Source organism: Pseudomonas sp. LBUM1644 (assembly GCF_059716195.1).
Genome location: NZ_CP166812.1, coordinates 3,840,149 through 3,852,992, shown reverse-complemented (window position 1 = coordinate 3,852,992; position 12,844 = coordinate 3,840,149). Strand labels below are relative to the sequence as shown.

15 protein-coding genes are annotated in these 12,844 nt (G+C 58.2%); 7 read left to right on the top strand and 8 right to left on the bottom strand.

The features are described 5' to 3' along the window. Position 1 precedes the first annotated feature (1 nt). The 4 genes from ACA052_RS17410 to ACA052_RS17395 all read left to right on the top strand — a co-directional run bounded on the left by ACA052_RS17410 (position 2) and on the right by ACA052_RS17395 (position 4,291). Positions 2-1,219 (top strand): mandelate racemase/muconate lactonizing enzyme family protein, encoded by a 1,218-nt coding sequence (locus ACA052_RS17410; protein ID WP_497645978.1) that lies wholly within the window; start codon positions 2-4, stop codon positions 1,217-1,219. 154 nt (positions 1,220-1,373) lie between these two features. Continuing rightward, positions 1,374-2,981: a GMC family oxidoreductase gene (locus ACA052_RS17405; RefSeq protein WP_497645977.1), complete on the top strand. Its 1,608-nt coding sequence runs from the start codon at positions 1,374-1,376 to the stop codon at positions 2,979-2,981. 113 nt (positions 2,982-3,094) lie between these two features. Next, entirely contained in the window at positions 3,095-3,496 is a 402-nt protein-coding gene (locus tag ACA052_RS17400) for a response regulator (protein ID WP_497645976.1), read from the top strand. A gap of 126 nt (positions 3,497-3,622) precedes the next feature. Next, the gene (locus ACA052_RS17395; RefSeq protein ID WP_497645975.1) at positions 3,623-4,291 is read left to right on the top strand and encodes an HAD-IA family hydrolase; all 669 of its coding nucleotides are present in this window, start codon (positions 3,623-3,625) and stop codon (positions 4,289-4,291) included. 128 nt (positions 4,292-4,419) lie between these two features. Here ACA052_RS17395 and ACA052_RS17390 read toward each other — a convergent pair whose 3' ends face one another. Next, positions 4,420-5,079: a methyltransferase family protein gene (locus ACA052_RS17390; RefSeq protein WP_497645974.1), complete on the bottom strand. Its 660-nt coding sequence runs from the start codon at positions 5,077-5,079 to the stop codon at positions 4,420-4,422. A gap of 126 nt (positions 5,080-5,205) precedes the next feature. Next, entirely contained in the window at positions 5,206-6,144 is a 939-nt protein-coding gene (locus ACA052_RS17385) for a GlxA family transcriptional regulator (RefSeq protein WP_497645973.1), read from the bottom strand. A 123-nt stretch (positions 6,145-6,267) separates the two neighbouring features. Here ACA052_RS17385 and ACA052_RS17380 point away from each other — a divergent pair, with 123 nt between their 5' ends. Continuing rightward, positions 6,268-7,059, top strand: coding sequence for an SDR family NAD(P)-dependent oxidoreductase (locus tag ACA052_RS17380; RefSeq protein ID WP_497645972.1), 792 nt, complete (start codon positions 6,268-6,270; stop codon positions 7,057-7,059). A gap of 112 nt (positions 7,060-7,171) precedes the next feature. Here ACA052_RS17380 and ACA052_RS17375 read toward each other — a convergent pair whose 3' ends face one another. Then, the gene (locus tag ACA052_RS17375) at positions 7,172-7,489 is read right to left on the bottom strand and encodes a DUF2388 domain-containing protein (protein WP_497645971.1); all 318 of its coding nucleotides are present in this window, start codon (positions 7,487-7,489) and stop codon (positions 7,172-7,174) included. Positions 7,490-7,697: 208 nt separating this feature from the next. Between ACA052_RS17375 and ACA052_RS17370 the strand changes: the two genes are divergently transcribed. Next, the gene (locus ACA052_RS17370) at positions 7,698-8,291 is read left to right on the top strand and encodes a DinB family protein (protein WP_497645970.1); all 594 of its coding nucleotides are present in this window, start codon (positions 7,698-7,700) and stop codon (positions 8,289-8,291) included. Here ACA052_RS17370 and ACA052_RS17365 read toward each other — a convergent pair. The 3 genes from ACA052_RS17365 to ACA052_RS17355 form a co-directional block, all read right to left on the bottom strand. Continuing rightward, positions 8,212-9,132 carry a LysR substrate-binding domain-containing protein gene (locus ACA052_RS17365; RefSeq protein ID WP_497645969.1) on the bottom strand — a complete coding sequence of 307 codons (921 nt, stop codon included), beginning with the start codon at positions 9,130-9,132 and terminating at the stop codon, positions 8,212-8,214. The two genes, ACA052_RS17370 and ACA052_RS17365, sit on opposite strands and share 80 nt — an antisense overlap. A gap of 127 nt (positions 9,133-9,259) precedes the next feature. Beyond that, on the bottom strand, positions 9,260-9,919 hold the full coding sequence (locus ACA052_RS17360; protein ID WP_497645968.1) for an RHS repeat-associated core domain-containing protein: 660 nt from the start codon (positions 9,917-9,919) through the stop codon (positions 9,260-9,262). Between the two features lie 297 nt (positions 9,920-10,216). After that, positions 10,217-10,543: a hypothetical protein gene (locus ACA052_RS17355; RefSeq protein ID WP_497645967.1), complete on the bottom strand. Its 327-nt coding sequence runs from the start codon at positions 10,541-10,543 to the stop codon at positions 10,217-10,219. Between ACA052_RS17355 and ACA052_RS17350 the strand changes: the two genes are divergently transcribed. Next, a complete protein-coding gene (locus tag ACA052_RS17350; RefSeq protein WP_497645966.1) occupies positions 10,533-10,676 on the top strand; it encodes a hypothetical protein in 144 nt (47 codons plus the stop codon). The two genes, ACA052_RS17355 and ACA052_RS17350, sit on opposite strands and share 11 nt — an antisense overlap. On the opposite strand, the gene ospF is transcribed toward ACA052_RS17350, so the two are convergent. After that, positions 10,662-11,387, bottom strand: coding sequence for a type III secretion system effector phosphothreonine lyase (gene ospF / locus ACA052_RS17345; protein ID WP_497645965.1), 726 nt, complete (start codon positions 11,385-11,387; stop codon positions 10,662-10,664). The genes ACA052_RS17350 and ospF overlap by 15 nt on opposite strands. Positions 11,388-11,575: 188 nt before the next feature. Next, complete coding sequence (locus tag ACA052_RS17340; RefSeq protein WP_497645964.1) at positions 11,576-12,763, bottom strand: MFS transporter; 1,188 nt, start codon at positions 12,761-12,763, stop codon at positions 11,576-11,578. Between the last annotated feature and the right edge of the window lie 81 nt (positions 12,764-12,844).

Here is a 12,844-nt window from a genome sequence, read left to right as displayed (position 1 = left end):
GATGAAAATCGTCGCCCTTGAAACCCATATCGTTGCCGTACCGCCACCGCATATCGGCGGCATGTACTGGCTGTTCGTCAAGCTCAAGACTGATTGTGGCATCGAAGGCGTGGGTGAGATCTATGCCGCGACTTTCGGCCCGAAAGCCATGATGCCGATCATCGAAGACGTGTTCGAACGCTACCTGCTCAACCACGATCCGCACCACATCGAACGCTTCTTCCGCCAGGCCTATTCAAGCGGTTTCACCCAGCGTCCGGACCTGACCATGATGGGCGTGGTCAGCGGCCTGGAGATGGCGTGCTGGGACATCATCGGCAAAGCGGCTAACAAGCCGGTGTATGAATTGCTCGGCGGCAAAGTCAATGAACGCCTGCGCTCCTACACCTATTTGTACCCGGTCAACAGTAAAGGTGAATACGACTACGACGACCCGGACCTGGCCGCCGAGTGCGCCATCGAGAACATGAACAAAGGCTTCACCGCCGTGAAGTTCGATCCGGCCGGGCCGTACACCGCGTACTCCGGTCACCAGATATCCCTGGAAGTGCTGGAACGCTGCGAAACCTTCTGCCGCAAGATCCGTGAAGCGGTGGGCGACAAATGCGACCTGTTGTTCGGCACGCACGGGCAAATGGTGCCGTCCTCGGCGATCCGGCTGGCCAAGCGTCTGGAGAAATACGACCCACTGTGGTTCGAAGAACCAGTGCCACCGGGCCAGGAAGACGCTATGGCGCAAGTCGCGGCAAAAACCAGCATCCCGATTGCTACCGGCGAACGGCTGACCACCAAGTACGAGTTCTTCAAGCTGCTGCAAGCCGGTGGTGCCTCGATTCTGCAAATGAACGTCGCGCGTTGCGGTGGTCTGCTGGAGGCAAAAAAAATCGCCAGCATGGCCGAGGCCTACTACGCGCAGATCGCGCCGCATCTTTACAACGGGCCGATTGGCGCGGCGGCAAGTTTCCAGCTGGCGACCTGCACGCCCAACTTCCTGATTCAGGAAAGCATCATGACCTGGGGCGGTTTCCACGCCGAAGTCCTGACGAAGCCGCTGCAATGGGAGGACGGCTACATCATTCCGTCCACCGAGCCGGGGCTGGGCGTGGAGCTGAACATGGACGTGGTGCGCAAGCATTCGCCGTACACCGGCGAGCGACTGCACCTGCAAATGGCGCCGACACCGGCTGACGTCAAAGACACATCGCCAGCCAGGGGCTGATACCTGTGGGAGCGGGCTTGCTCGCGAAGAGGCCGGCACATTCAATATCTATAGTGCCTGACACACCGCTTTCGCGAGCAAGCCCGCTCCCACAGGGTTGTGCCTCACCCCATCGGGTGGTTTTTTTGGATAACGACTTACGCGGTAACCGTGCATGACTTACGACTACATCATCGCTGGCGCTGGCGCCGCAGGCTGCGTCCTGGCCAATCGACTCTCGGCTTGCGGGAAACATTCGGTTTTGCTGCTGGAAGCGGGCGGCAAGGACAGTTCCCTCTGGTTCAAGATCCCGGTCGGCTTCGCCAAAATGTATTACAACCCGACGTTCAACTGGATGTACTACAGCGAGCCGCAAAAGCAGCTGAACAACCGTGAAATCTATGCCCCGCGCGGCAAGGTGCAGGGCGGGTCGGGCTCGATCAATGCGATGGTCTATGTTCGTGGCCAAGCCCATGACTTCGACGATTGGGCCGCCAACGGTAACGACGGCTGGGGTTTCAAGGACGTGCTGCCGTACTTCCGCAAACTGGAAAATCATCCGCTGGGCGACAGCGCATACCACGGTGGCAGCGGTCCGATCAGCATTACCCCGATGAAGGGCCAGACCCATCCGATCTGCGATGTGTTCCTCAAGGGCTGCGACGAGTTGGGGTACCCCCACAGCGACGACTTCAACGGTCCGAAATTCGAAGGGTCGGGCATCTATGACGTCAACACCCGTAATGGCCAGCGTTGCTCCAGCAGCTTTGCGCATTTGCACCCGGCATTGCGCCGGCCGAATTTGACCGTCGAGCATTACGCTTTGGTGGATCGGGTGTTGTTCGATAGCGGCCGGGCGACCGGGATTTCCATCACCCAGCACGGCGTGGTGCGGACCTTCACCGCCAACAAGGAAGTCATTCTGTGCGCGGGCGCCGTGGACACGCCGAAGATTCTGCAATTGTCCGGTGTAGCAGATCAGGCGTTGCTGGCCAAACACAATATTCCGCTGGTCAAACACCTGCCGGCAGTAGGGCAGAACCTGCAAGACCACCTGTGCGCCAGTTATTACTACAAGGCCAATATCCCGACGCTCAACGATCAACTGAGCTCGCTGTTTGGTCAGTTCAAACTGGGGCTGAAATACCTGTTCACCCGCAAGGGCGCACTGGCGATGAGCGTCAACCAGGCCGGTGGTTTCTTTCGTGGCAACGAGCAACAAGCCAACCCGAACCTACAACTGTACTTCAACCCGCTGTCGTACCAGATCCCGAAAAACAACAAAGCCAGTCTCAAGCCAGAACCGTATTCCGGCTTCCTGCTGTGTTTCAATCCGTGTAGGCCGACCAGTCGCGGGCACATCGAGATCGCCTCGAAAAATCCGCGGGACGCAGCACTGATCGACCCGAATTACTTGAGTACGCAGAAGGACATCGACGAGGTGATCCAGGGCAGCCGCTTGATGCGAAAAATCATGCAGGCACCCGCACTCAAGGGCATCACAGTGGAAGAGGTTTTGCCTGGGCCGGTCGTCGAAACCGACGAACAGATGCTGCAATATTTTCGCGAGAACAGCGGTTCGATCTACCACCTGTGTGGCTCCTGTGCCATGGGCGCGGACGAACAAAAAACGGTGGTGGACAAGCGCCTCAAGGTTCACGGTCTGGCCGGTTTGCGTATCGTCGATGCGTCGGTTTTCCCGAACGTGACCTCCGGCAACACCCATGCGGCGGTGCTGATGGTGGCGGAGAAGGGGGCTGACCTGATTCTGCAGGACGCCTGATTTCGTTTTCCGGTTGTATCAAAATGAATTTCCGCCAAGTCCGCTGCTCATACCTGATAGGTAGCGGATTTGAGGCCGCAAAATCATTGATGTAATCAGGGAGTAACGCGGTCATGAGTCCAGTATCGACAGTGGGCGTTCCTGGCGGGTTGATCCTTGTGGTTGAAGATGACCCGCTGATCCTGGAGTTTCTCTGCGAAATTCTTCAGGAAGAAGGTTTTGTCGTTCAACCGCAAAAGAGCGCGGATGCGGCATCGCTGTATCTGGAACAACACGCCAATGAAGTGGGGCTATTGCTGACAGACATCACCATGCCCGGCAGCCTCAATGGCGCGGACCTGGCCAACCTGTTCGGCGACCGCTGGCCGGACAAACCGATCATGATCATGTCCGGCTTCGAAACGCCGGAAAGCTCGGGTGTCCGGCACTCCGTTTCGTTCATCAAGAAACCCTGGGCGCTGGGGCAATTGCTCGATTGTGTCGAAAGCGCCCTGAAATCTCACCGGTCCTTGTAGGAGCTGCCGCAGGCTGCCATCTTTTGATCTTCGTTTTTAAAAGCAAGATCAAAAGATCGCAGCCAGCGGCAGCTCCTACAGGGATCGTGTACATTCGCTAACACCCTTGCGAATGGAAGCTGTCTTTTGCCTGCTCAAAAATCCGTTTTCAACACACCTTATCGCGCCTTTCTGTTCGACATGGATGGCACCGTCCTCAATTCCATCGCTGCCGCCGAGCGCATCTGGACCACCTGGGCCTTGCGGCACGGGGTGGATGTCGAGTCTTTCCTGCCGACCATTCATGGCGCGCGGGCTATCGACACGGTTAATCGCCAGGCGTTGCCCGGGGTGGACGCAGAGGCAGAGGCTGCGTGGATTACCGAGGCGGAAATCGAGGATGTGCAAGGGATTGTCGAAGTCGCTGGCGCTGCGGGTTTCCTCACGTCGTTGCCAGCCCGTCGGTGGGCCATCGTGACGTCCGCGCCGAGAGCGCTGGCGTTGCGCAGGATGGCGGCGGCGGGGATCCCGGAACCCGAGGTGATGGTGACGGCCGAAGACGTCAGTGCCGGCAAACCTGATCCGGCTGGCTACCGACTGGCTGCTGAACGACTCGGCGTTGACGTGACCCAATGCCTGGTTTTTGAAGATGCGGCGGTGGGGATTCTTGCCGCACAAGCGGCGGGGGCCGATCTGTTGATCATCACCTCGACCCATGAGCATCCGATCGAGACGTCGCATGCGACGCTGGCCAGCTATAACGCGGTGACCACACAAGTAGATCCCGACGGCCAAATCCGCCTGCTTTCGTCCTAAACAACACAATCCCCTGTAGGAGCTGCCGAAGGCTGCGATCTTTTGATCTTTAGCGGTGCTGAAACAGCTGAAGATCAAGATCAAAAGATCGCAGCCTTCGGCAGCTCCTACATTGGGATTGTGGCGCTTCAGTACAGGCCAGGCATCAACCGCCAACTGCGCCTGCAATAAGCCTCATATTCACTGCCAAACGTCGCCCTCAACAGCGCTTCTTCGGCGTGAATACGTGCAATCAGCGGAATCAGCGTCAACACCGCCAACACCACCCCAACCCCCGAACGAAACGCCAGCGCCCAGCCCACGGCAATCACCATCATCCCCAGATAACTGGGGTTGCGCAGGTTGCGGTAAATCCCGTCAGTCACCAGTCGGTGTCCCGGTTGAATCGCGACCAACCCGCTGAAGCGCTTGCCCAGCACAAACACCGGCCACAGCCGCAACGCGCCTCCGATGATGAACAATACCGCCCCCAGCCAACGCACGCCTTCGCCACCAAAGGTCCAGAAGTCGATACGGTCGGTGTAGGCCGGCAGGTACCCGCTCAATAAACCGATCACCCCAAAGGCCGGGAGCACCCAGCGATTGGCCCGGTCCTCTTGTTCGCCTGAGCTGAGGTTGACTTCGGTGAACAACGAAGCGATCGCCATCGCCAGGGTTGCCAGCGCAACGACCACCAGCGCCGAATGGGAGAAGAACGCCGCCCAGCCGCCCATTCCCCACATCGCGAGCCCAAGGTAGGCAAGGGTACTGACGACGGCAAAGAACGCCAGTTTCGCTGAGATTTTCATCTGCACCTCCACACCACAAACCTTGTAGGAGCTGCCGAAGGCTGCGATCTTTTGATCTTGATCTTCGGCCATTTTAAACATCGTCAAGCAAGATCAAGATCAAAAGATCGCAGCCTGCGGCAGCTCCTACAAGGTTCTAGCGTTACGGCGGATGACTTGCGGTGGTTGCCCGAACGCGCGAAGGAAGGCTTCGCGCATGCGGCGCGGGTCACTGAAGCCACTTTCGGTGGCGATCTGATCGAGGGTCAGGCGCCCGCGCTCGAGCAGTTGCCGGGCCGCCTCCAGCCGCAGGTTCTCGATGGCTTTGGCCGGCGACTGTCCGGTTTCTGCGCGAAAGGCCCGGCTGAATTGTCGAGGGCTGAGGCGCGCGACATCTGCCAGTTGCTCCACCGAGAGTGGCTGTGCAAGGTGTTCCCGGGCATAACCGAGGACGTTCTGGATACGGTCGGATTTCGGTTCCAGTTCCAGCAGCGCCGAATGCTGCGACTGACCGCCCGCGCGGCGTTGGTACATCACCAGTTTCTGCGCCACGGAACGGGCCAGTTCGATGCCGTGATCCTTTTCGACCATGGCCAACGCCAGGTCGATACCGGCCGTCATTCCCGCGGACGTCCAGATCGAGCCATCAACCACGTAGATCCGGTCTTCCTCGACCTTGATCGACGGAAACCGCGCCTGCAGTTCCCGAGCGTAGGCCCAATGCGTGGTCGCCCGCCGCCCGTCAAGCAAACCGGCCTGCGCCAGGACGAACGCCCCGGAACAGATCGATGCGGTACGCCGGGTGATTTTCAGGTTGTCACGCAAGTACGCCAGGACTCCTTCAGGTGCCTGGTCGATGATGGAATCGCCACCGACCACGATCAAGGTGTCAAACACGCGCTCATCGAACGCCTCGGTGCCGATGCTCAAGCCGCCGGAAGCGCGCAATGTGCGGCCGTCCTCTGACAGCACGCTGACTTCATAGAGCGCTTCACCGGCGCTGAAGTTGGCGTACTCGAACACCGGCATGGCCGCCAGCGCCATGGACTGGAAACCGTCAAACACCACGAACGCCACGGAAGTCATCGATGTGCCCTCAAAAGGTCATGTCCGAAAAACGTACTTTAAACGTCATTTGCGACGAGCGTGAGTCGATTTATAACGGTCCCCATCCGGCGAACCTATCGCCTTATTGTGAAGGAAAATGACATGACGCTTTCATCCAAAGGCACTGCTCTGATTACAGGCGCTTCTTCGGGCATCGGCGCGGTGTACGCCGACCGCCTCGCCCGGCAAGGCTACGACCTGATTCTGGTCGCCCGCAGCCGGGAAAAACTCAACACCCTGGCCAACCGCTTGAGCAACGAAACCGGGCGCGCGGTGGAGGTGGTCGCCGCCGATTTGAAAGACAAAGCTGATCTGCTGCGAGTCGAAGCGCTTCTGCGCCACGACGCGAGCATTACCTTACTGGTCAACAATGCCGGGGTTGGCGGCGTCATGCCGCTGGTGGCCAGTGCGGTGGACGAGATGGAAGACATGATCGACCTCAATGTCACCGCGTTGATGCGCCTGTCTTATGCGGTGGTGCCTGGCTTCGTCGCTCGCGGCACCGGCACCGTGATCAACATTTCCTCGATCGTCGCGATCGCGCCGGAAATTCTCAATGGTGTGTACGGCGGGACCAAGGCGTTCGTCCTGGGACTGAGCCAATCCATGCACCACGAATTGGCTGCCAAAGGCATTCGTATTCAAGCGGTGTTGCCGGGCGCGACGGCCACCGACTTCTGGAGCGAAGCGGGCAACCCGGTGGAGAACCTGCCGCAAGAGATCGTGATGTCCGCGGAAGACATGGTGGATGCCGCGCTGGCGGGACTGGCAAAAGGGGAGGTGGTGACCATTCCGAGCCTGCACGAAGGCGACCGCTGGGATGGCTATGAAGCCCAGCGTCAGACGCTTTCCGGCTTGTTCGGCCACTCCATGGCAGCGCCGCGTTATCGGTAAAGTGGGGGTCGAGGGGCAGGGGCAAAGACGCGCTCATGGACGAGCGCTGAAGCCAGGCAGGGCCGCACAGGCTATCCAGGATTCGCCAGCCCCACCACTAATCATTCAGCCCTCATTGGCCGGCTGCATCACCCTCATGGATGAGGATCGCTCTGGCCAGGTCTTCGTCGCTGGCGTTGAGGCCAGGGTTGTCCTGACGAATCTGTTTCAAGACTGACTCCAGATAAGCCCCGCGAATCGCACCACCACTGGCAACAAAGCTGGAGGCGTCGTCCCGGGCAGGAATGACCAGTTTGTGATCCTTGAAGGTCGAGTACAGCGAAGCGGAAACCCCGGCAGACGTGGCAACATCGCCCGCATCCACCTTGGCCATAGCCGAGCCGAAGGGTAAACACAGCATCAGGGAGGAAATGATAATCAGACGGCGCATGTTGGTGTCCTCTGAAGAGCGTGAAGCAAAAAGGAAGGTCCTCATCATTTAGGATGCACGGCGATCGTCAGGAGTTCCCTGCTGCTCAAAAGTGCAGTCCATGTGTTTGATCGATGCGCCCCTGTCGATACCGGTAATCAGCCCCTTCGATGCAACTCTCCTTGAGGGCTATGCTTGGCAGTGTGCCCATCGCAATGGGAGATCTCCAATGATCAACGTACGCACTGCCCGCATGCTGGCCGATTACAAACAATGGGCTGATCAGCGCCTCTTCGAGAGCCTGGCAGCACTGCCGCCGGGCGAGGTCCGCAAAGAGCGGGTGTCGGTGTTCAAGAACATGATCGGCACCCTGAATCACATCTACGTGGTGGACTGCATTTGGCAAGCGCACCTCGAAGGCCGAGGGCACGGCTTCAAAACCTCACACGACTTGTTGCATGCCGAACTCGCCGATTTGCGCCTGGCCCAAAAGGAGATTGACCACTGGTACTGCAATTGGAGCACGCGGCAGACGGACGACTCACTGAATCAACCGGTCGAGTTCACGTTTGTCTCGGGGGAAAGCGGCACCATGAGCGCCGGTGCAATGCTGATGCACGTGGTCAACCATGCCAGCTATCACCGTGGTTGGGTGATCCAGATGTATTTCGACATTCCGGCCATGCCGCCGATGACCGACATGCCGATCTTCCTGCGCGAGACCGATCCGCATTTCAACTCGCTCAATGCCCCGGCAGTGGCGCCGACATGTGCTCCGCAATTCGCGAGCGCAACCAACGTTCTGCCGGATCGTTATCGTTGACGCCGTTCCAGACCATGGACAGTTCGGACAGCACGATGTCAAACGGCGGGTCGTCGGCGCGTAACTGGCTGCTGCCTTCGATCAAGGCGCACGCCGCGTAATCCGGCACCGTGGCCAGCATGTCGGTGCCGGCCAGCAGGGCGCGCAAACCGGCGAACTGCGGCACCGCCAGCACCACGCGCCGCGAACGGCCGATGCGCGCCAGATCGTTATCGATGGCGCCCGTCAGATCCCCGGAGAACGACACCAGCGCATGCGGACGTTCACAATATTCGTCGAGGGTCAGGGTGCCGGGACGCTCATCGCCCCGCAGGATCTTCACACTCAGGTCGCGCAGCTTCTTGCGCTTGGCGTTCGCCGGCAGTTCAGTGGTGTAGCTGATCCCGACGGAAATCTCCCCGGAAGCGAGCATCGCCGACATCAACAAGTAATTGACCCTGCGCACCACCACCACGACGTTCTGCGCCTCTTCGCGGATCTGCTTGAGCAGGGGTGGAAACAGGCCAAACTCGGCATCGTCAGAAAGGCCGATGCGAAACACATCGCGGCTGGTCGACGGGTCGAAATCCTTGGCCCGACTCACCGCGCCGGAAATGGTGTCCATCGCCGGCTGCAATTCCTTGAGAATCTGCAGTGCGCGCTGGGTGGGCTCCAGCGTACGGCCGTTGCGCACCAGCAACGGGTCGTCGAACAGGTCGCGCAACCTGGCCAGCGCAGCACTGACGGCGGGCTGGCCGAGAAACAGCTTCTCCCCGGCGCGGGTCAGGTTCTTTTCGAACATCAGGGTTTCGAAAATCACCAACAGGTTCATGTCCACGCGGCGCAGGTCGTTGCGGTTCATGGTGGTGGGCTCGTTGAGGGTGGGTCTTTTCAGTAAAGCAGCGAACCTCAGGCATGGAGTGTGTTTAGTCTGCTCAGCGTCACCTTCGTTTTTTTGAAAATCGTGCAATCAACAATGATTTGTAACTTTATAGGTTGCTTGTATGAATTGATGTTGCGAATGTTTTTTCTGGTCCGCTCTTGTAGTTTTTGAATAGACGATTGTATGTTGTGTTGATTTGTCGATGCATATTGGAAAAAAATCTAAATATAGAAAATTCTCCAGTTGGGTCATATAAATTTATTGGGTCTCCTGAGCAATACATGTACGAATTTACTCCTCCTCTCCCAAATGGACTTGCTCTATCCGGGCTGTTAAATCGCATCAACACCGGATTAAACGCTCGATACCCATTTCCCAACAAATAATGCCCAGTCAGCGGATCGGAACGTTCACCATTAAACCCCAGCAAACTCAACAACCCGTTTTCAGGATGGCGATGACCATAGGGCGAATAGGCGAAGGGTTGTGGTGGATGGTTCGCCTCGAGCGTATGCAACACCGAACGCTGCTGATCGGTGGCCAGCAAACGAGTGTCGAGCGCATCGCCCTGGCGCTGCTGTTGCGCCAACAGCAGGTCGCCGTAATGGACAATGGAATGCTGCATCGCGTCCTGTATCTCGGTGGCTATTCGGCTTTTGCAGTAGAAGCGCTGAAGCTGTGGCGCATCCGCTGGGGTACGGCCGACCAGACGGTCGAGGGGATCGTAGCGATAGTGGCAGAGCAGGGTTTCGCGCGGCGATGGCATGGGCGAGCGCTCCGAAACTGCGACAGGGTGACGCTCAGTATTGGTGGTTTCGCAGCGGGTGGGAACTATCAGAACTGCTAGGTTTTGATTGTCAGAGGGCTTGAGGCCGCCAAAAGATCGCAGCCTTCGGCAGCTCCTACAGAGGCGGTTACGCTTACAAAACTCATGTACGACGACAATTAAATGTGGGAGCGAGACCGGCTTGCCGGCGAAAGCGGAGTGTCAGGCAACACCAATGTCGACTGTCACTCCCTCTTCGCGAGCAGGCTCGCTCCTACAATGGGAAGTGTGTCTACCTCAGGTCAGCGCCATTTCCGGGCAACGCATCGCGTCAGACGATAGCAGTGCCTTGATCACCTCCTCGGAAAACGCAAACTCCCGCAACACCGCCCGCGAATGTTGCCCGTTCTCCGGTGGGTAATTGGCATTGCCATGGCGGGTAACTTGCTGAACTACGTGTGGATGGTCAGCTACCCCAATCAGGTGCATTTGATCACTGGCATGTCGATCCGGAACACCTTGCTGGCCGGGGTGATTTCCGTGGGAGTGTCGCTGGTGCTGCTGCCGTTCGCGGGCAAACTGGATGGAAGTGACGCTGATCCAGACGGTTTCGATGGTGATCATGACCGGCTTCGGCGCGGCGTCGGCGGTAACCATGGCCGAACGTTTTCTGATTAAACGCGCCGTTGCCGAGTCCATCGCGAGCAAGCTCGCTCCTACAGAGGCGCAGTGGATGATCGTCCTAATTCGTTATTAGCTGGTAAAACGGTTCGCTGCACAGCATTTGGCTTTGCATTTCACTGCCTTCACGCTGACTGCGCAGTTCGTTTCGATAGCTGGTGAATTGCCAGGATGAAGGCCGGATGTCGGAATCAGGATGGTGCCCGGGCTGGATGTGGTGTTCGGTTAACGTCGACTCCAAACGTTCCACGAAACACCGAATGCGGTTCAGTCCTTGCGCTGTGTATTGCGAATTCGTCGCATCCGGTTTCACGTAAAGAGTTAGCTGGGCGCCTTCGCTGACGCGGCTCGCAGGTTCTGCTCGTTCGATATCAGTGATTTTCCATTGGTCAATCGGACTGTCTTCAGAAAAGAGCAGGCCGGACAGCGCGTCAAACGCTTGTGGCACATCCTCTAGTTTGACGCTGATGTGGAGTTTGTCGCCGTCAAACGCTCCTGCACATTGACCCCTCTCGCGACGGACATGCATAAAAACGTCTTCACTGTTGGTGTTCAGCATGAAGTCGTTGTGTTGTGCGAAGAATCCGACTTGGCGCATGGCTTCGTAGTTTGGGGCATGCGGAGCCTCCCTGAAAGTGAGTGTCGGCTCGTTACGTATCTGTAGCCTTAAGCTGTCGAAATGCGTGGCCAGGTTTTTCTGTGTCGACTGCTTGGAAGGCAAGGCATCAAGATCTTGTGTTTTCTGCAGAGTGAAACTCAAGAAGGCCGGGCGGTTTTTTATGGGCACGATTAATGCTCGGTAAAAAATATCAGTAATAGAGGAGTCGGCACTCTAAACAATGCTAAACGGCCTATCTTTTAAAAAAAGCGCAAATATTCAAGATCACAAGATCGCAGCCTTCGGCAGCTCCTACAGGGGTACATATCCCAATAATGTAGGAGCTGCCGAAGGCTGCGATCTTTTGATGTTGACTCTTACACCCGAACGTTTTCGGCACGACTGGAATAGAAGATCGAGATCAGTCCGCACAACGCAAACGCTGCACCCACCGCAGCCAGTCCCTGCCAGCCGTAATACCCGGCGGCGCTGGAGCCAAGCGCCGAACCCAGCGCTCCGCCAGTGAAATACGTCACCATAAACACCGTGTTAAGTCGGCTCACCGCCTCCGGGGCCAGTGCCAGGATGCGTGACTGATTGGCCAGTTGATTGGCGCGGTTGCCGATGTCCAGCGCGGTGGCGCATATCAAGATCAACCACCACAGACCGGCAGCACCGCCGAGAAACAAGGCAATGAACGCCAGCAGTACGGCGCCGGTTCCCAGGTAGCTGAGCTTGATGCCGTAGTGCTGAGTGAGTCGACCCAGCCAGGAGGCGGCGACGATACCGACAATTGCCGAGAGCCCGAATACCCCGGCCTGAGCGCTGGAGTAGTGATACGGCTCCAGCGCCAGCAGCGAGGCCATCGAACCCCAGAACACATTTAATGCACCGAAGATCAGGCCGCCGCTCAATGAGGAACGGCGCAGGGTCGGGTGGTCGCGGACCAGTTTCCACGTCGATTTCATCAGGTCCAGATAGGGCAAGGTGCTGGACGGCGCGGTCGCCGGCATGCGCATCAGGATCGCCACGAACAACAACACGTTCATGGCGGCTGCGGCGAAGAACATCCCGCGCCAGCCGATCCAGGTGCTGACGGCACCACTCAAGGCCCGCGCCAACAGGCCACCCGCTGACAAGCCGCTGACCATCATGCCCAGCACGCTGCCACGTTGGTCCGGGTGGGCGAGGGCGGTGGCGGCGGGAATGATGATTTGCGCACTGACCGCTGACAGGCCCAGCACCACGCTGGCCAATAGCAGCAACGTGTAGCTCGGCGCGACGGCGGAAGCGATCAGGCTCAGGAAGTTCAGGCTCAGCATGCCGAGGATCAGCGAGCGACGGGTGATCCGGTCACCCAGTGGCACAAACAGCAAGAGGCCGAGGGCGTAGCCGAGCTGTGTCAGCATGGCGATCTGACCGACGTGAGCGCCGGAGATGCTGAATGTGGCGCCAATCAACGGCAGCATGGTCTGGTTGTAGTAAATGGTGGCGACCGAAAAGCCGCAACACATGGCCAGTGTCAGCGCGATGCTGGCGGGCAATCCGGTTTTGCTGTTCGGCATGTGCAGTTTCCCTAAAAAATTGACCTGCGAATGGCTGTTGTAATCGGCAGAAGGGAAACGGGTCAAAGCACAAAACTGCAG